Annotated in this window: 18 protein-coding genes; 10 read left to right on the plus strand and 8 right to left on the minus strand. The window is 34.9% G+C overall.

The window, feature by feature from the left end; all coding sequences use genetic code 11:
- The first annotated feature begins 9 nt into the window (after positions 1 to 9).
- From T367_RS0113385 to T367_RS22395, 5 genes are all read left to right on the plus strand, one after another.
- Positions 10 to 306 (plus strand): rhodanese-like domain-containing protein, encoded by a 297-nt coding sequence (locus T367_RS0113385; protein WP_027420305.1) that lies wholly within the window; start codon positions 10 to 12, stop codon positions 304 to 306.
- A 1-nt stretch (position 307) separates the two neighbouring features.
- Positions 308 to 604 carry a rhodanese-like domain-containing protein gene (locus tag T367_RS0113390; protein ID WP_027420306.1) on the plus strand — a complete coding sequence of 99 codons (297 nt, stop codon included), beginning with the start codon at positions 308 to 310 and terminating at the stop codon, positions 602 to 604.
- A 10-nt stretch (positions 605 to 614) separates the two neighbouring features.
- A complete protein-coding gene (locus tag T367_RS0113395; RefSeq protein WP_051568549.1) occupies positions 615 to 1,010 on the plus strand; it encodes a rhodanese-like domain-containing protein in 396 nt (131 codons plus the stop codon).
- 235 nt (positions 1,011 to 1,245) lie between these two features.
- Entirely contained in the window at positions 1,246 to 1,902 is a 657-nt protein-coding gene (locus T367_RS0113400; protein WP_027420308.1) for a peroxiredoxin, read from the plus strand.
- A gap of 169 nt (positions 1,903 to 2,071) precedes the next feature.
- Positions 2,072 to 3,445: an MBL fold metallo-hydrolase gene (locus T367_RS22395; RefSeq protein ID WP_035844080.1), complete on the plus strand. Its 1,374-nt coding sequence runs from the start codon at positions 2,072 to 2,074 to the stop codon at positions 3,443 to 3,445.
- Here the strand turns inward: T367_RS22395 and T367_RS0113410 are convergent.
- Complete coding sequence (locus T367_RS0113410) at positions 3,442 to 3,828, minus strand: hypothetical protein (protein ID WP_027420309.1); 387 nt, start codon at positions 3,826 to 3,828, stop codon at positions 3,442 to 3,444. The two genes, T367_RS22395 and T367_RS0113410, sit on opposite strands and share 4 nt — an antisense overlap.
- A gap of 190 nt (positions 3,829 to 4,018) precedes the next feature.
- Between T367_RS0113410 and T367_RS0113415 the strand changes: the two genes are divergently transcribed.
- Positions 4,019 to 4,918 carry an NAD(P)/FAD-dependent oxidoreductase gene (locus tag T367_RS0113415; RefSeq protein WP_027420310.1) on the plus strand — a complete coding sequence of 300 codons (900 nt, stop codon included), beginning with the start codon at positions 4,019 to 4,021 and terminating at the stop codon, positions 4,916 to 4,918.
- Between the two features lie 75 nt (positions 4,919 to 4,993).
- On the opposite strand, the gene T367_RS0113420 is transcribed toward T367_RS0113415, so the two are convergent.
- Together T367_RS0113420 and T367_RS0113425 are read right to left on the minus strand one after the other, a co-directional pair.
- Positions 4,994 to 6,712 (minus strand): T9SS type A sorting domain-containing protein, encoded by a 1,719-nt coding sequence (locus tag T367_RS0113420; protein WP_027420311.1) that lies wholly within the window; start codon positions 6,710 to 6,712, stop codon positions 4,994 to 4,996.
- A gap of 112 nt (positions 6,713 to 6,824) precedes the next feature.
- Positions 6,825 to 8,669: an LTA synthase family protein gene (locus T367_RS0113425; RefSeq protein ID WP_169736068.1), complete on the minus strand. Its 1,845-nt coding sequence runs from the start codon at positions 8,667 to 8,669 to the stop codon at positions 6,825 to 6,827.
- 113 nt (positions 8,670 to 8,782) lie between these two features.
- On the opposite strand from T367_RS0113425, the gene T367_RS0113430 reads away from it, so the two are divergent.
- Positions 8,783 to 9,175, plus strand: coding sequence for a DUF983 domain-containing protein (locus T367_RS0113430; protein ID WP_027420313.1), 393 nt, complete (start codon positions 8,783 to 8,785; stop codon positions 9,173 to 9,175).
- Between the two features lie 125 nt (positions 9,176 to 9,300).
- Complete coding sequence (locus tag T367_RS0113435) at positions 9,301 to 10,245, plus strand: radical SAM/SPASM domain-containing protein (protein WP_245593058.1); 945 nt, start codon at positions 9,301 to 9,303, stop codon at positions 10,243 to 10,245.
- Between the two features lie 28 nt (positions 10,246 to 10,273).
- Here the strand turns inward: T367_RS0113435 and T367_RS0113440 are convergent, their stop codons facing one another.
- Both T367_RS0113440 and rfaD read right to left on the minus strand, forming a co-directional pair.
- Positions 10,274 to 11,302, minus strand: coding sequence for a hypothetical protein (locus T367_RS0113440; protein ID WP_027420315.1), 1,029 nt, complete (start codon positions 11,300 to 11,302; stop codon positions 10,274 to 10,276).
- Positions 11,303 to 12,077: 775 nt separating this feature from the next.
- Complete coding sequence (gene rfaD, locus T367_RS0113445) at positions 12,078 to 13,043, minus strand: ADP-glyceromanno-heptose 6-epimerase (protein WP_027420316.1); 966 nt, start codon at positions 13,041 to 13,043, stop codon at positions 12,078 to 12,080.
- A gap of 176 nt (positions 13,044 to 13,219) precedes the next feature.
- Here rfaD and T367_RS0113450 point away from each other — a divergent pair, with 176 nt between their 5' ends.
- Together T367_RS0113450 and T367_RS0113455 are read left to right on the plus strand one after the other, a co-directional pair.
- Entirely contained in the window at positions 13,220 to 13,933 is a 714-nt protein-coding gene (locus tag T367_RS0113450; protein WP_027420317.1) for a Bax inhibitor-1/YccA family protein, read from the plus strand.
- Between the two features lie 20 nt (positions 13,934 to 13,953).
- Positions 13,954 to 14,667, plus strand: coding sequence for a zinc metallopeptidase (locus T367_RS0113455; protein WP_245593059.1), 714 nt, complete (start codon positions 13,954 to 13,956; stop codon positions 14,665 to 14,667).
- 234 nt (positions 14,668 to 14,901) lie between these two features.
- Here the strand turns inward: T367_RS0113455 and T367_RS22400 are convergent, their stop codons facing one another.
- From T367_RS22400 to T367_RS0113470, 3 genes are read right to left on the minus strand one after another with little or no spacing between them, the layout of a single operon-like run.
- Positions 14,902 to 15,657 carry an AraC family transcriptional regulator gene (locus T367_RS22400; RefSeq protein ID WP_051568551.1) on the minus strand — a complete coding sequence of 252 codons (756 nt, stop codon included), beginning with the start codon at positions 15,655 to 15,657 and terminating at the stop codon, positions 14,902 to 14,904.
- A gap of 20 nt (positions 15,658 to 15,677) precedes the next feature.
- Positions 15,678 to 15,998 (minus strand): hypothetical protein, encoded by a 321-nt coding sequence (locus T367_RS0113465; RefSeq protein ID WP_157454236.1) that lies wholly within the window; start codon positions 15,996 to 15,998, stop codon positions 15,678 to 15,680.
- 7 nt (positions 15,999 to 16,005) lie between these two features.
- Positions 16,006 to 17,376 carry a serine hydrolase domain-containing protein gene (locus T367_RS0113470; RefSeq protein WP_027420320.1) on the minus strand — a complete coding sequence of 457 codons (1,371 nt, stop codon included), beginning with the start codon at positions 17,374 to 17,376 and terminating at the stop codon, positions 16,006 to 16,008.
- Positions 17,377 to 17,585 lie beyond the last annotated feature (209 nt).

The following is a 17,585-nucleotide window of genomic DNA, read 5'->3' on the forward strand; positions in this document are numbered from 1 at the left end:
TAAATAAAAATGGGACTATTCAGTTTTTTTAAAAGCGGCGCTTCGTCTCGCCCTGATTATCAAGAGATGATCAAAAACGGAGCAATTGTAGTTGACGTAAGAACGGTTCAAGAATTCAAATCTGGACATTTAAAAGGAAGTAAAAACATTCCTTTAGACACGCTCAATTCGAAAAAGAAAGCGCTCAATGGTAAAGAAGTGATTTTGGTCTGCCGGTCAGGTGGAAGAGCATCACAAGCCAAATCAATATTAACAAAATCAGGCATCACTGCTTACAACGCAGGAGCTTGGCAAAATTTAAACTAAAATGGAAAATATCACACAACAAACATGGATCAATCATATTGATTCAACAGAAAACGCAAAAGTAATTGATGTAAGAACGCCAGGCGAATGTGCAGCTGGAACTTTACCCGATGCCATTCAAATTGACATCATGAACCAAGCTGAATTTACAAATGCAATTGCTAACTTAGACAAATCAGATACCTATTTTGTATATTGTCAAAGTGGCGGCCGAAGTGCTCAAGCTTGTCAATATATGGAATCACAAGGTTTGAAAACTTATAATTTAGCTGGTGGAATGATGAGCTGGCGCCAATAAAAAATAACAAATGAAAAAAGGAATTATAATTGCTTTAGCGGTATTCAGTTTAGGCTTCACAGCTTGTAGTCAATCTGCCGAAGAAAATATGACGGAAGCAGGAATTACACAAACAGTAAAACGAGTAAATAAATCTGAATTCAAACAATATTTAAGTGAGCATCCAGATGTGCAATTAATTGATGTGCGTACGCCTGGTGAATATGCTGGGGGCACAATCGAGCATGCTAAAAACATCGATTATAACGGAGCCGATTTTAAAACTGAAATCAATAAATTAGACAAATCAGCACCTGTACTTATTTTTTGTATGTCAGGTGGAAGAAGCGGAAGAGCATTACAATTAATGGATGAATTAGGATTCGAATATGTTTTAGAATTAGCTGGCGGATATCGCAGTTATTAAAGGAATTAAAAATTAATTTAACGCACCATTCTTTACGAATTGGTGCGTTTTTTTTTGACCTTTTAGGCTTGTTAGAATATTTCCGTGATTGAAATATTTATGATGCGAACGAAAAAGTATTTATGAATACTAAGCCTCCTTAAAAACAAACATTTATCATCTTTATCAGTAACATTTGTTACCCCTATTCCATTTGTTAGTCCGTACATTTATTGTATCATTAAAAACACAGAAAATGGAAACAGTTGAAGAAAAAATTACGATGATGCCTCGTATTGGCGATCAAGCTCCAGATTTTGAAGCGACAACAACCAAAGGAAAAATAAAACTTTCTGAATTTGCAAAAGACAAGTGGACTGTATTGTTCTCGCATCCGGCAGATTTTACACCAGTTTGTACGACTGAAATGAGCGGTTTCGCCATTCGTAAATCAGAATTCACAGCGCTAAACACAGAACTTTTAGGGCTGTCAATTGATAGTATTCATTCGCATTTAGCTTGGGTGAACAACGTTAGAGAAAAAACGGGTGTTTATTTAGATTTCCCAATTATTGCGGATATCGATATGAAAGTATCGAAATTATATGGCATGTTGCAGCCTAACGAAAGTGAAACGGCAGCAGTTAGAGCGGTCTTCTTTATCGATCCAACAAAAAAGATAAGATTGATCATGTATTACCCTCTAAATGTAGGTCGTAATATGGATGAGATCTTACGTGCGCTGGAGGCTTTACAAATTTCAGACGAACATAAAGTTGCCATGCCATTGGATTGGAAAAAAGGAGATAAAGTTATTGTTCCACCACCAAAAAACTTGGTAGAAATGGATGAAAGATTGGCGGATACAACCTGTGAAAGAACAGATTTTTATTTGTGTAAACGCGACTTATAACAACCCTATTTAATTGAGATAATTACTGATCTCAAGATACAGAACCTGCAATTCGAGTTAAATTAGTTTTTAACTCGAATTCTGGGTTTATAGGATTCATAATTCGCCCAAGCTCTTTTTCTAAACAAACAAATTATTGCAATTTTAATTCGAGTCTAAAAAATATAAGATGGAACAATTTAAACTTAAATTTATTGGTGGTGCTGGAACTGTTACTGGTTCAAAAATTCTATTGCAATACGACAATAAGAATATCTTAATTGACTGTGGATTGTTCCAAGGTTTAAAAGAGTTACGGAAGTTAAATTGGGAAAGTTTGCCGATAGATGCGGCTAAAATCGATGCGGTATTATTAACGCATGGGCATCTTGATCATTGTGGCTATTTACCTGTATTGGTCAAGAATGGATTCAAAGGAAAAATATATGCGACTTCGCCCACTATTGCATTGAGTCAAATCATTCTTTTAGACAGTGGAAAAATTCAAGAAGAAGATGCCAACCGCGCCAATTCATACGGCTTCACAAGACATGATAAAGCTTTACCATTGTATACACAAGCCAATGCACTCGCCGTTTCTGCACATTTTTCTAGTCATCAATATGACGAATGGGTTCATTTATTCCCTGAAATTAAATTTGCGTTTCACAATGCTGGACATATAGTCGGATCTGCAATAGTGGAAGTTAAAATTAAAGATAAAACCATTTTATTCTCCGGTGATTTAGGTCGGAAAGATCCTTTACTTCTGTATCCTGCATTTAAGAAAATACAACCGAATTATTTGGTAGTAGAATCGACTTATGGCGATAGAATTCATGCTGAAGTAGATGTAAAATCACAATTGGAACAAGTCATAAAAAAGAGCATTGAGAAAAGCGCAACAGTTTTAATTCCCGCTTTTGCTGTTGAGCGAACACAAGAAATTATTTATCTTTTATATAAACTGAAGCAAGAAAATAGACTTGGTAATATTCCAATTTATTTAGACTCTCCAATGGCGACAAAGGTGAGTGAAGTTTACCATGACCACCTTGAATTGACAGATCTCACTAAAGAGGATAGAAAAAACATGTTTAAAGATGTTCATTTTGTGGAGGATTATAAAGCTTCGGAAGCTTTGGTAAATGATAAAAGACCGAAAATTGTGATTGCTGGAAGTGGTATGTTAGAGGGAGGACGGATGTTGAATTATTTGAAAAATCACTTAAAGAATGAAGAGACCACACTTTTATTCTGCGGATACCAAGCGACGGGAACAAGAGGAAGAGCAATTTTAGAGGGCACGCATGCTGTAAAAATTCATGGGGAGTATTATGATATAAAATGCAATATCGAATCTATCACAAATATGTCTTCACATGCCGATCAGTCTGAGATTTTAAATTGGATGTCTAATTTTACAAATACCTTAGAGACTGTATTTTTAAACCATGGTGAACCGCATCAATCACAAGCTTTACGGGTTGCCATTAATACCAAATTTGATATCATGCCAATCGTTCCGTTTATAAATGAAAGTTTTAAATTGAAAGCCGACTAAGCGGTGAATTCTGACAAATACCTAGTGATGATCATATCGGTGATGCGCTTATCAACGACTTTTCTCATCGATAAATAAGTTGTTAATTCATCACTTGAAAACAACCCTACTATTACACCAATTAATTGTTGCTTTAGTTTATTATTCTTTTGCAGAAAATCAGTTAAATAAGTTCGTTTTTCTGTTGCTGTTGAATTTGCACCAGACAACATTTCATGAGTTAGATGCGCTTCTGCATTAAACAAGGAAATGATTATTGCATGTTGAAATTTGAGAACTGGTCGCAAAGTATTATGCATAAAAAATTCTTCAACGGACTTTGTTCCATTTTCTTCGATATTTAATGCGGGTAAGATACTTGAGATGCTTTTATTTCGATCCATACAAATTATGATTTACGTTAAAATTAACCAATTCCAATCAAGCGCTCATGATCAGCTTAAAAATTTTATATTTGCAACAATGTTGCATTATTTGAATTTTAGTTATAAATTAGCCTTATCAATGACAAATATCATGCGTTAAGTAGAGAACATTCCTTAGCTTAGCATTACCATAAAACAAGAAAACACAATGACAAATCAATACGAAATAATTATAATAGGCGGCAGTTATGCTGGATTGTCAGCAGCGCTAACGTTAGGTCGCTCAAAACGTAAAGTACTGATCATTGACGGTGGTAAACCATGCAATGCTCCAACGCCACATGCGCATAACTTTTTAACGCATGATGGACAGAACCCTCGAGAAATAGCACGAATTGGCAAAGAACAAGTTTTAGCCTATCCTACCGTTCGGTTCGAATCAGGAACAGTAAGTGAAGTCGTTAAACATATTGACGGGTTCGCTGTTAAAACCGAAGATGGCGGAAATTTCATTGCTGACAAGATAATAGTCGCAACGGGCATTCGTGATTTATTTCCGTCTATAGAAGGATTTGCGGAATGCTGGGGTATTTCAGCGGTACATTGTCCATATTGTCACGGTTTTGAACTCAGCGATAGACCTACGGCTATTTTAGCCAATGGAGAAATGGCTATGCATTATGCGAAATTGGTTTATAATCTGTCGAAGGACATTACAATTTTGACCAATGGCAGACATGCATTTGGATCGGCTGATATTACAAAACTAACGGCGAAGAACATTCATATCATTGATAGTGTGATAAAAAAAATAAACCATGAGCATGGTCAAATCACATCGGTTGAGTTTGAAGGCAGACCAACATTAAATGTGACTGCGATGTATGCTGGATTGCCGATGGAACAACATAGTGACATACCACATCAACTTGGTTGCGAGATTGACGAGAATGGCTTAATAAAAGTGGATGCTGGTCAACAAACAACAATAGATGGCGTTTTTGCTTGCGGTGACAATTCGAGTATGCGTTCTTTATCCGTTGCTGTACAAACAGGAATGGTGGCAGGAGCATATATCAATATGCTGCTTTGCGAGGAAGCTTTTTAATCTAAATTACATCAAATAAAAATGCCTGTCCGTTCAATGAACAGACAGGCATTTTTTAATTTTATTAGGTTGTTCTTATTTAGAAACAACCACTTTTACTGAACCTCTTTCGCCATTCGCGAACTCAAGGTTGATTGTATATAAACCAGCAGCTAAACCAGTAACATCAACTTCTAATCGATTCACTGTCATCTCTGTATTTTGCTCTTCTACAATTCTACCGTTGATATCAACAATCTTCATTGCAACATTACCTTCATTCAATTCGATTGGAATATAAATCATAGATTGTGCTGGATTAGGATAAGCTGTTAATTCAACCGTCTCAGGTAATTCAACCAAACCTACATTAGGCGCAGTAAATTCAATGCCCATAGCAGGCATTCTATCATTCCCATATCCTAAAGCAAACCATTGATCGCTTAATTGAAGCGGTGCAACTGGTTGTCTATAATTATCGACATTCCATCTGTAATCAACTTTAGTATCATAACCTGGGTAAATGATATCACCGTATAAAATCACACAGAATAAATATCTCACATCATCCTCAAGTAAATAAGGCTCTTCTAGAGGAATATTTACGTTTTCACCTTGAAGATTGTCAGTATACTCATATCCTTGATCATAAACATCGTTTAATAAAGCCATATTGAAATCAGCATCATCAAGATCATCAAATTCATCTTCCCATTCAATAATCCAAAACTCGATTGCTTCACCTTCAATAGTTGTAGCTTCAGGATTTTGAGATGTACCAGCAGAATAGTTTACACTGTTTACAGCAACTCTACTTGCGTTAGGATCTTGAAAAGTTAAACAAGAAAACAAAGTAGTAGTCGTTCCGTTAAATTGATTTGTTTCGTTAATAGGAACCATACTTGATTCATCCAGTCTACTTAAAGAGAACATATCATCAGACATTGTAAAATCAGCTACTTGAACGTTATCAAAAGAAGACTCATCAATAACACCAGCTATAGATACGTTATAGCTCATATTATAATAACCATTCGCATAAGATGCTTGAGAAAAAGTTGGTAATGGAATATAAACACTATCACCAGATTCAATTGACGCTGGATCTGAACTTTCAGAGTAAATAGTAGATCCTCCTAAAGTGATTTCAGCTTTTAAAACAACTCCTGTTTGATCATTTGAACCGTAATTTCTTACCCATGACCCTACTTCAACTTCAAATTCTGCTGCAGATTGTGATAATGATTGAACATTACCAAATCTTTGAGCGCGGAGCATATCTCCTGGTCTCATACCTATATCATTAGAATATAAACCGTTTTTAGAACCGATAAATACTGAAGTTTCACCAGTATCGATCTCATCTCTTAATAAAGCACCAGTAGCAGCTGTAATCATCACAACTGGAATACTAACTGAAGGTCCGTCAGCACCACCACCCATTGCAACTGGAGCACCAGCTAAATTGTTGATCATTACGACTGCGATTGCTCCAGCTTCTTGCGCATTTAATGCTTTCACACCAAATTCACAATCACCTCTATACAATACTGCAACTTTCCCTGTTAAATCATTAATAATATCGTCACAAGCTTCAGGGTTTGGATCACCTGTACCATCATCAACCAATACCATAACGCCTGAAACGGCACTCAATGGATCTTCAAAATCTGGATTGTCCCAATCTGCTGCATCAGCATATGTAAAGTCATAATTTCCTTCGTTCGGAGAAGGAGCCTCTACATAAAAAATTACTTGTGCATTCGTAGCTACAGCTAATACACAAAAACTAAATAAGAGTAAAAATTTTTTCATTCTTTAATATTTTTTATAAGTAAAACGTGTCTAACAAAGATATGAAATTTTTTAAACAATTAAAAAATCAAATTTTAAGTAAAAATTGTATTCTTTACAAGTCTAAAACTCACTATAAATCAACAAATTCCCGATACATTGATTCTAAAATAGATCTACATTTTAATAATGCAGAATCAATTTTAACACTGTCTGAATATGGTGAGCCCACTAAACGTTCATCCATCATTTGATATACAGTATACCCATTCTTATCCCTAATTCCATAAGACAATGTAGATGTACAAATAGCCCATTCTTTGCTTGATGGATTTAATAAATCTTTGCTCCAGTGAAAGGCGTCAGTATTATAATCAAGTTGGTGCAACAATGTTTTCGCCAAATCTGCCTGAGATCCTACTTTGTCTATTTTAGCACCTTTATAAGCATCTTTCAAAGCTCCCCCCCATATTAATAATGGAATGTGAAAATAATCTTCGTCATACGTATCTGCATTCATCAAATTCGTTCGACCATGATCAGAAATAAAGACCACGATTGTATTCTCAAAATCAGGCAAGGCTCTTATTTTTTCTACAAATTTATTTAAATGATCATCTGCATAACGCATACTAGTAACATAACCGTCAGACTCGTACCCTTCAACTGGATCGGCAACCATATCGTATGGCGCATGTGTACTTTGGGTAAACAATCCATAAAAATAAGGTGCTTTTGCTTTTTCAATCTCATCATAAAAGTAAGCGAACATGGCCTCGTCATGAATTCCTAACTTCCCTTTCGGTTCAATATCTAAATCATTTTCGTCAATCAATTGATCGAATTCAATATCTCTTAAATAACCTCCAATATTTCCGTAAGACAACGAACCTCCAAAAGCATAAAAAGAATTGTAACCCTTTGATTTAAGTGATTTATTAATTGAAGGTAATTTCCTTGCCCTTGCAGATTCGGTAGAAATTGAAATACCTGCCATTGTTGGATAACCACTCATTAAAGATGAATGCCCTGTCTCTGATGTACCACTGGTAGCATAAATTTCAGTAAATAACAAACCTTCTTCACACAAGGCATTAAAATTAGGTGTGATTCCTTCCAATCCTCCTAAAGGTTCAATTAATTGCGCCGACCAACCTTCAAAGGTTACCAGAATTATATTAGGCGTTGATTTATTGAATATTTTAATTGAATCAACAGCCGAACTTTCGTACATCTCATTCATTACAAGTTCAGCCGTCTGCTCAGGAACAACTTGATAATATTCTCCAATATCATCTTTAAAATACATAAAGCATGTTCGAATGAAATTCCACTCTGGATTCACTGTAACGTCATTCACTATTTGTTTGTTCGAAAAGTAGGCATCTGTGGTGCTGATTGGAATTTGCTGTAATCCTCCCCTTAAGCAAATAATAAAGAGAAAGGAAAAGCCTAATAAATAGATCAACCCATAGATTATTTTCTTTTTTAATGATAATAGAATCGGCCTAATCTTGATTCCTTTGAACAGTCGAACATACATCAAGTAGGTAAACACCATTTGCAAAATAAAGTAAAAAATAAACCAGCCCGTATAACTACCTGATGCTGTCCTAAAAATTTCTGAAGGTGTAGCGAAGTGAAGGAATATTTTGGATGACAATTTGGTTTTCCACTCAATATAAGTCACAATCTCTCCAGCCATTATCAAGGCCATGGCTATAAAAATGATCCATAAATAAACATCTTTTATCTTGTTTAAGACATTCAAAAATCCTCCTTTAGCAAAAACACCAACTGCACTTAATAAAAAAGGAAGGGCCATTAAATAGGCTATGGCAGAAAAATCTAATCGCAAACCAACAAATGGAATGCGGAAAATTTCTCCATAATGACCTGAAAAATCACTTAAGAAATGGATTGTAAATAATGTTCTTTGGAATAAAAACAAAGCCAAACTAAGTAGGCAAAGTTTCATCAGAAAAGTTAACTGTTCCTTCATTTTACAAAACTATTAACTTTTTACGCTTTTTGTAATTAATATCACCAAAGTTATTGGTAAAAGACCTTATTTTTGTCAAAAACTTAGATATGTTAGCATTTCTTAAAGGGACTCGATTATACAGTATTTTTAACAATGTCTGTCCCAATTGTCATGTAGGTAAATTCTATATAGGCAAACAAGCATACGACTTTAAACACTTTGGTAAAAACTATGAAAAGTGTAGCAATTGTGGCTTTGTTTATGAAAAAGAACCGGGCTTCTTTTATGGTGCTATGTATGCTAGTTATGCCATTTCAATTGCTTTTTCGGTAGCTATAGCTGTTGCTATTTTTGTACTTTTTCCCAGCTCCAGTTATCTCGTTTACATCATCTCTATTGTATTGGGTCTTATTCTGCTTATGCCTCTCTCCTACTGGCTAAGTCGTTTAGTTTGGTTGAATTTATTTACGCATTATCATAAACATAAAGAGAATCTTTAGCGTTCCCTATTCTTCTTTACTATTTAAAGATTAACTTTGCTCTTCAAGCGATGCTGAGCAATAAATCAAAAGCCATACTAAAGACAATGACTTTGGGGAGGATATTTAATTATCTCCTCTTAAATATGTCGTATTATTTATCCCAATGGTTTCGTAAACCTATACATTGGGGTACGCCGGTTGCTATATCAATCGAACCGACAACTGCTTGTAATTTAGGTTGCCCGCAGTGCCCAAGTGGCTTGAAACAATTTACAAGACCAACTGGTAATTTAAAGGTTGACTTGAATACAACAATCTTAGATCAAGTAGGAAAAAACTTACAATACATCAATTATTACTTCCAAGGCGAACCATTTATTCATAAGGATTTTTTAGACCTTGTTAAGGATGCGCGCAGTCGTAATATCTACGTCGTTACCTCAACAAACGCACATTTTATTTCTCCGGCTGTTGCGGATAAAATTGTTGAATCTGGATTGAGTGAAATCATTATATCTATTGATGGTCTTACCCAAGAAACCTACGAAAAATATCGTATCCACGGTAATTTAGAAAAGGTTTTAGAAGGCACGAAAAACTTGGTAGCTGCCAAGAAAAAATTCGGCGTTACGAATCCTATTATTAGCTTCCAGTTTTTAGTTGTGAAATACAATGAGGATCAAATTGACGACCTTTATCGTTTGGCCAAAGAAATTGGTGTTGATCATGTTAATCTGAAAACTATTCAAGTCTACGATTTCGAATCTGCCGGTGCAGAATTGATTCCAGAACAAGACAAATATTCGCGTTATAAAAAGAATACAAAGGGTGTATTTGAATTGAAAAACAAATTCAAGAACAGCTGTTGGCGCATGTGGAGTTCGTGTGTATTCACTTGGGACGGAAAAGTGGTTCCTTGTTGCTTTGATAAAGACGCAGAAAATCAATTAGGCGAAATCAAAAATCAAGAATTTTCAGCTGTTTGGAAATCGAGTATTTATAGTGATTTTAGAAAAAAGATCCTCGTCGATCGTAAATCAATTGAGATTTGTAAGAACTGCTCTGAAGGATCTAAAGTTTGGGTTTAGGCTAGAGGAAAGACAAAAGATTAAAGACTCACGCCTCAAGATTCTCTTCTAAATCTAAAGTAATACGTTTCCGCGTTTGCATTACATGTTGCTCAAGATGGGCGAAAAACTTATTCCTGTCTTTCGTATTGACTTTGGAGATTAAACTGGAGTTATTGACCAATTTATCTAAAACGAATTCTGACTCTTTAATATAATACGGATCTGTCGTATTTAAATAGGTCATTATATTATGTGATAAATACACTGACGAACCTGAATCGGAATTGACGATATAAGTATTGTCGGCAATGTAGGTATCGTTGGCATATAGGTTAAAATCATTTCCTGAGGTAGGAGCCTCGTTACCTAAAGCGAATTTTCTTCCCAACTCTGCTTCTTGTTTCATATGATGCAATAAAGCTGACAAATTATCTAATAATTCAAGGGCATAAGCAGGTTCTTCAAAGAATTGTGCATCGTAATAATATTCAATTTGTCGCAATGTCCCTCGAAATAACTCAGGCGCAATAATCTCAGTTGAAGGAATAGAATTGTAAATATTATGGGCTTCAATTCCAATTCCTAATACGCGCTTATCTATCTTCTCACGCTTAAATTTTTCATCGGCATAAGCTGGAATTTTAAGATACGTTTTTGCCCAGAAAAAAAATTTGAATCGCGTTAAATGGGGAACATTAAAAAGTTGAAAAATAGGGGTATCATTGATACTCATCGTCAACCCTGTGTTCTGTAAATTTTTCATTTGAACCAATCCATCTCGAATTCCTGTCAACCATGTCTCAAAATTTAAACCAATATGATCCATTGGTATATAATTGAAATTTACATGACCTTTTTTGTACTGCTCCATATCATCAAACGAGATATTATAAGCATCACAAAGCTTTTTGGTTTCATAAATTGTCAAAGGAACATCTCCTCTTATTCGACGATATACGGCATCGGCACTTAAAAACAAAAGCTCTTGCAAAACAGTTGCTAAACGCTCCTCTTTTACCAATTGTTTTTTTATTGCTTCAAAAATTCGTTGCTGTACATCTTGAACTATTTCCATGAACTAAATTTATAACCTGTATTCGACTAAAACAAATTTCCACAGAAATAATGTTACAAGTAAGGTTTTGATTAAAATAAAAAATGAAATCTAGCGGGTTAAATTAAGGCTTTTTTGATTAAAAGAAACTTGTTTTAATCGTTTATAGTAGAATTAATTTCAATATACGCAGTACAAGATCGGAAATAGACTATTTTTTTTCAATTTAATCAGATTTTGAGAATTTGCTAAGGATCAAAAGCTCTCACTAGGGATTAAGTAAAAATTTTATCAGGTTAAAAAGGAAGTCACAATTATGACACGTCTATATTTTATTCTGAAATTTTCAGTATCAGTTTTACCTTCAATTTTTATTTAACCTCTTCTTACTTTTTTTACAGCAAAAAAAGTAAGCAAAAAAGGCTGCCTGGCAGGGCCTACATCCAATAGCCCGCTTTTACTCACCAACACCACTCTTGAAAATGGAAAAGATCGGTGATCTCCAATCAGAGATTGGAGCTTCCTCACTTTTTCACCAGTTTCAATTCGTTTCTTATGGTTCTTAAAAGAATGGCATCGAAAAATCGAGTCAATAGAATAATTCTTAGGTTAAGTTGTAAATAGTAATTTTTTTAATCTAATTGTTCCGAAACTCTCATGACCGAAACCTCCGCATGGTATTAGACAAGTTACGGCCTTTCTTGTTCTTACATAATTTATAGCGCATACGATAGAGTCATGCCTTGTCAACAAAAACTGAAATCAACTGTGAGCGCTTCTTATAGCTAAATTCAGGTTAATAATAATTTTGGTCCATTAAATAATTCTGCACATAATCCTCTACTCCATCTTCTAACGAATGAAAAGCATATTCGTATCCGTTTTCTTTTAACTTGGTTATATCTGCCTCTGTGAAGTATTGGTATTTATCGCGAATGTCTTCGGGCGTTGGAATGAAAGAGATATTTTCTTCTTTACCCATCGCTTTAAATGTAGCCTTCGCCAAATCTAAAAACGTGCGTGCCGTTCCTGTTCCTAAATTATAAATTCCATTATTAGGTTTTGTTTCCATTAAGAAAATACAAACCGAAACAACATCTTTTACATATACAAAATCTCTCAATTGCTCGCCATCCTTAAATTCAGGATTGTGAGAAGCAAAAAGTTTCATTGCTCCTGTTTGAGAGATTTGATTAAACGCATGAAAAATCACCGATGCCATTCGCCCTTTATGAAACTCATTCGGTCCATAAACATTAAAGAATTTTAAACCTGCCCAAAAAGGCGGTTGCTTTTCTTGTTTCAAGACCCATTTATCAAAATTATTTTTCGAATCGCCATAAGGATTAAGTGGTTTTAATTTCTCAACCACATCGTGGTTATCAGAATAGCCAAATTCTCCTAAACCGTATGTTGCGCCGCTACTTGCATAAACCAATGGAATTTGGTTTTCAGTACAGAAATTCCACATATCCTGTGAATATTTCTCATTCAATTCATCAAAAATTGATTTGTCAAATTCGGTGGTATCCGTTCTCGCACCTAGGTGGAATATAAATTCGATTTCCGATTTAAAGTCTTGAACCCAAGTGAAAAAATCGTTTCTTTCAATTTTCTTTTTAACGGATTTATCCTCTAAATTCTGCGCTTTCTCCGTTTTTGTAAAATCATCAACCACAATAATGTCTTTATGTCCGATCGCATTTAATTTTGAAACCAAACATGAAGAAATAAATCCCGCTGCACCTGTTACTACAATCATAATTAATTAGTTTATTGCCAAATTGGCATAAATGCCTCTCTGGTAAGATATTTGTTCAACTTAAACATGACTGATTTATTGAATAGTTAAATTATTTTAAGTTCTAATCGATAAATCAGATTTAACAAAATTAGTACTATATTTTTATTAAATTTGAATCATAAAAAAAATAGAAAATGGAATACAATAATTATGAGATTTTAGATACTGAAGTAAATACTTTCGAGTTATCTAAAACTTTTTTTGCGAACGTGTACAAATACATGTTTATGGCATTGGCCATTACTGGTGTTGTTGCCTATTATTCAGCTAGTACAGGTTGGTATTTAGACATTGCCTTTACTGAAGCTGGAATGTCTCCAGTTGGGTACATTATTGCATTTGCACCTCTTGCTGTTGTAATTTTTATTCAAGCGCGTTTCCAAAAAATGTCCTTTGGTAATATTTTTGGATTGTTTATCCTCTACTCAGTCATTTTAGGAATAAGTTTGAGTTTTATTTTCCTCATTTATACTGGCGCATCAATTGCTATCACATTCTTTGTGACTGCAGGCGCTTTCGGTTCGATGGCTTTAATGGGGTATTATACCAAGACAGACTTAAGTAAAATGGGGAGTCTTTTATATATGTTATTCTTCGGAATGATTATCGCTTCTGTTGCGAACTTCTTTATGGGAAGTGATACGTTGGATTATGTAATCTCTTTCTTGGGACTATTTGTTTTTACAGGTTTAACTGCTTGGGAAATGCAAAGAATGAAACAAGTCGCATCGAATACAGAATTAAAAGGCGATGAGCGTAAAAAACACGAATTAATGGGTGGATTAACGCTTTATATATTATTCATTAACTTGTTCTTATCTATCCTAAGGTTTACAGGAGAAAGATAATAATATATCTATAAGAGAATATGGGATCAGGAATGACAACATTTTATTACGGACCAATGATTATTGGTGGCGTATTTATGCTAATCAGTTGGTTAATCGGTAGAACTTTAAAAAGTAAAATCGAGCACTATTCCAAAGTGCAATTGGCCAACAGAATGACGGGTAGAGAAGTTGCCGAACGTATGTTGAAAGACAGCGGTATTTATGACGTAAAAGTCATTTCTGTTCAAGGTCAATTGACGGATCATTATAATCCGATGAACAAAACGGTGAACTTGAGTGAGGTGGTTTACAATAAAGCAACTGCCGCTTCGGCTGCCATTTCGGCACACGAATGTGGACACGCTGTTCAACATGCAACTGCTTATAAACCGCTTGAAATGCGTTCGAAATTAGTGCCTATCCAAAATGCGAGTGGTAGAATCATGAACATTATCGTAATGGTGATGGCTTTTGGAGGCGCTTTATTAGGTTCATTTGCTCCAGCAATGATTTACATAATTATTGCAGCGCAAGCAGCGATTACACTGTTCGCCGTAGTTACTTTACCTGTCGAGTTTGACGCAAGTAAAAGAGCTTTGGCATGGATCAATAATAACGGCATTGTAACCGTTGATGAATATGACGGCGCTAAAGATGCGCTTAAATGGGCAGCAATGACGTATGTCGCAGCAGCGCTAGCAGCAATCGCTCAATTGGTTTACTGGATTATTGTACTGATGAACAGAAGATAAATCTTAGATAAAAAAAATTAGAATCCCGTTTCAATTTATTGAGACGGGATTTTTTTTTGAATAACCTTATTCAATCGGAACACAAATATCCATGATTGATTTTCGCACTGGATGATCAAGAAAGTTATTGTATGTAATGTCAAAACAATTCCTCGTTTCATCCGTTTTATACCCCTTTTCACTTAGCCAAACAAAAACACTATTCCAAGCTTTTTCAAATTCTAGAAAAGATAGCTAAAACCTTGCCACAACACACTTCCCTTTTGGATGAAGTAATAAACCAATATCTCCATCAACTTCAACTTTTTCGTCGATTATAAGGCAAGCACTCGATCTTACTTTCGTTTGCTCATTTACATTCGGGTTGTCATGATAAATCGTGATTTTTTCAAATTCTTTTGATTTCAGAACACCCTTCGTTTCAGCCCAATTGATTAGCTTTTGATAAGCTTTCCCAACCTCTTTAAATTTACCACTGTGAGCTACATAAGCCAATCGTTTGGCTGGCATTTCTTTTATTTCAATTTCTGTATGCATAGCAATCCATTTTAAATGATGATTAATATTGCTAATATACTGGTCTATTAGTAGTTCCTTTTGTCCATTCTTGCTTTCAACTTTGCCAATCTTGCTATACTTTCCTTTTTTTACTTTTCTGAATTGACTTGGACTAATTCCGTAGAATTTTTTAAACGCTTTTGTGAATGCAGCATTACTATTGTATCCGTATTGCAAAGCAAGTTCAGAAATGCTAATTTCATTGTTTTTTAGTAAAATAGACGCCGTTTTTTCAATGCGTTTCCGTGCGATATAAGCATTCAAGGTTTCACCAATAATTGCTTTGAATAAACGATGGAAATGATACGGTGAAAAATAGGCACATTGTGCTATAATTTCTAATGATAAGTCATTTCCAAGATTTTCATCAATATAAATCAGTGCCAAATTAATTCGCTTTGTATACTCTTTATCTAACTCGTTTTGTTCCATTTTTAAGCTGAATTGATTCGTCAATTTGTGCCATCAACAGGCTCCAATCCATAATATTTGAAATGGGCATCGCTCCACACTTTTTCCAGTTGTGGATTCGCCTTTACTCTTTTATCCAACTCTTCAAAAACCAATTTACGATGCGGAACCGTAAAGAATTCGTTCCAAATTAATTGATCTCCATACAACTCAATTTCTTCAATATTGTCTTTTGCTAATGCTTCAATAAATTTATTATAGACAACAGGATAAGTCGATTTATGATTTTCTCTTCTTGTAGCAATTATTGCAAACACAATAATCAGAAATACAATTGACCCTCCTAAATAAATGAACATCATAATAATCTCAATTTATTCTTTTGGCAATCACATTACTCTTTCCAACGAATTTCAACGTTTCTGTCTTCCCATCTATTAGGTCAGAAAATTCGGCATTGAATTCAAACACCGAAAAAGCAAATTTATGCTGGTCGAATGGAAATAATTCGTGCTTAACTTGACCTGTTTCTTGCAGATAGATCCGTTCTTCTTCTTCAAAAATGTGTAATGTGTCGCCCGGTTTAACAAGATAGTCTCCTAAAACGTTTTCACACATCGTTTCTGTTAGTTCAATTAATTCAGTTTTTGTAGGCAAAGTAACTGCCTTGCCTTGCACTATTTTTAATAGATCTACTGCAATCGAATATTTAGGTGTATTGTCGTCATTGGTCAAAAAGCAGATGAAATATTCTTCGTCCGGAACGAATGTAATTGAACCAATAAAACCATTCATTCCACCATGATGACCATAAGCTTTTGTTCCATCAAAATTTCTAATGCCCCAACCATAACCGTAGAATTCGGCCGACGTAAAGATTTCCTTTGTTTTTTCTTTTGGCAATAATTTGCTAGACATCACTGCTTGGGTGAATCGCCAAAGATCCGCAGTGGTTGAATACATATTCCCCGACGAAAAGGGTTGGTTATAATTGATATAGTCGGCCTTAACCGTTTCAAGAGGACTGGTTGTATAACCCACAGCCAGATTTTTAACCACTTTTTTATTGTTTATTACACCCGTGTTTTCCAATTGCAAAGGTTCGCATATTTCCTTTTCCATAAATGCTTCAAAAGACAAACCTGAAACCTGCTCGATAATTAATCCCAATAGAATATAACCTGAATTGGTATAACTGAAACGCTCACCAGGTTCAAATTGATAGGGAGCTTCAGCCACTTGCTGAATCACATCCGTTGGGGTTAAATCTGTTTGGCTTAACGCTCTCCAATTCGAGAAATAATGATAATCTCGAATGCCCGATTGATGTAACAACAAATGTTTGATGGACACATTTTCAGCATTAGGAAAATCAGGGAAATATTTAGACAATTTATCGGTTATTGAAAGTTTTCCACGATTTTCTAGCAATAGTATTCCATAAGCCGTAAAGGGTTTTGTGACTGATCCAATCAAGAACTTTGTCTGTGCTGTGTTTTCTATGTCAAACGCGCAATAAGCTAGACCGTAGGATTTGGAAAAAAGCACCTCATCTCCTTTTGCTATTAAAACATTCCCGCTGAATTTATTATTCGCTTCCCACGCTCGAATATAGGTATCAACCTTGCTAATTAGCAAGTCATTTCCCATCAATAAAACATCTGAATGATTAACCTTTTCAACACTGGAAATCCCACACCATAAAAGTAGGATAAATATTATTTTTGAACTGCTACTCATTTAGTTTCGAATTTGTAAAAATCTGACTATTGAACTAAATATCATGATTAAATATAGACATTTAAGCATTTAATTAGAATGTCGGAATGGAATACGCATACATTTTAACCTTTTTTATGGGAAGACTTTTTTCGAATTGGCTCCCTCAAAAACAACGTAAATCTTTTGTTTTTATCATTTTTAACCACAGAGTACACGAAGGTTTTGTA

Origin of the sequence: Crocinitomix catalasitica ATCC 23190 (assembly GCF_000621625.1) — a bacterium.
GTDB lineage: Bacteria > Bacteroidota > Bacteroidia > Flavobacteriales_D > Crocinitomicaceae > Crocinitomix > Crocinitomix catalasitica.

Bases quoted from the DNA above. Each gene is read 5' to 3' on its own strand.
- T367_RS0113385 (WP_027420305.1), top strand. From the start codon at position 10: ATGGGACTATTCAGTTTTTTTAAAAGCGGCGCTTCGTCTCGCCCTGAT.
- T367_RS0113390 (WP_027420306.1), top strand. From the start codon at position 308: ATGGAAAATATCACACAACAAACATGGATCAATCATATTGATTCAACA.
- T367_RS0113395 (WP_051568549.1), top strand. From the start codon at position 615: ATGAAAAAAGGAATTATAATTGCTTTAGCGGTATTCAGTTTAGGCTTC.
- T367_RS0113400 (WP_027420308.1), top strand. From the start codon at position 1,246: ATGGAAACAGTTGAAGAAAAAATTACGATGATGCCTCGTATTGGCGAT.
- T367_RS22395 (WP_035844080.1), top strand. From the start codon at position 2,072: ATGGAACAATTTAAACTTAAATTTATTGGTGGTGCTGGAACTGTTACT.
- T367_RS0113410 (WP_027420309.1), bottom strand. From the start codon at position 3,828: ATGGATCGAAATAAAAGCATCTCAAGTATCTTACCCGCATTAAATATC.
- T367_RS0113415 (WP_027420310.1), top strand. From the start codon at position 4,019: ATGACAAATCAATACGAAATAATTATAATAGGCGGCAGTTATGCTGGA.
- T367_RS0113420 (WP_027420311.1), bottom strand. From the start codon at position 6,712: ATGAAAAAATTTTTACTCTTATTTAGTTTTTGTGTATTAGCTGTAGCT.
- T367_RS0113425 (WP_169736068.1), bottom strand. From the start codon at position 8,669: ATGAAACTTTGCCTACTTAGTTTGGCTTTGTTTTTATTCCAAAGAACA.
- T367_RS0113430 (WP_027420313.1), top strand. From the start codon at position 8,783: ATGTTAGCATTTCTTAAAGGGACTCGATTATACAGTATTTTTAACAAT.
- T367_RS0113435 (WP_245593058.1), top strand. From the start codon at position 9,301: ATGTCGTATTATTTATCCCAATGGTTTCGTAAACCTATACATTGGGGT.
- T367_RS0113440 (WP_027420315.1), bottom strand. From the start codon at position 11,302: ATGGAAATAGTTCAAGATGTACAGCAACGAATTTTTGAAGCAATAAAA.
- rfaD (WP_027420316.1), bottom strand. From the start codon at position 13,043: ATGATTGTAGTAACAGGTGCAGCGGGATTTATTTCTTCATGTTTGGTT.
- T367_RS0113450 (WP_027420317.1), top strand. From the start codon at position 13,220: ATGGAATACAATAATTATGAGATTTTAGATACTGAAGTAAATACTTTC.
- T367_RS0113455 (WP_245593059.1), top strand. From the start codon at position 13,954: ATGGGATCAGGAATGACAACATTTTATTACGGACCAATGATTATTGGT.
- T367_RS22400 (WP_051568551.1), bottom strand. From the start codon at position 15,657: ATGGAACAAAACGAGTTAGATAAAGAGTATACAAAGCGAATTAATTTG.
- T367_RS0113465 (WP_157454236.1), bottom strand. From the start codon at position 15,998: ATGATGTTCATTTATTTAGGAGGGTCAATTGTATTTCTGATTATTGTG.
- T367_RS0113470 (WP_027420320.1), bottom strand. From the start codon at position 17,376: ATGAGTAGCAGTTCAAAAATAATATTTATCCTACTTTTATGGTGTGGG.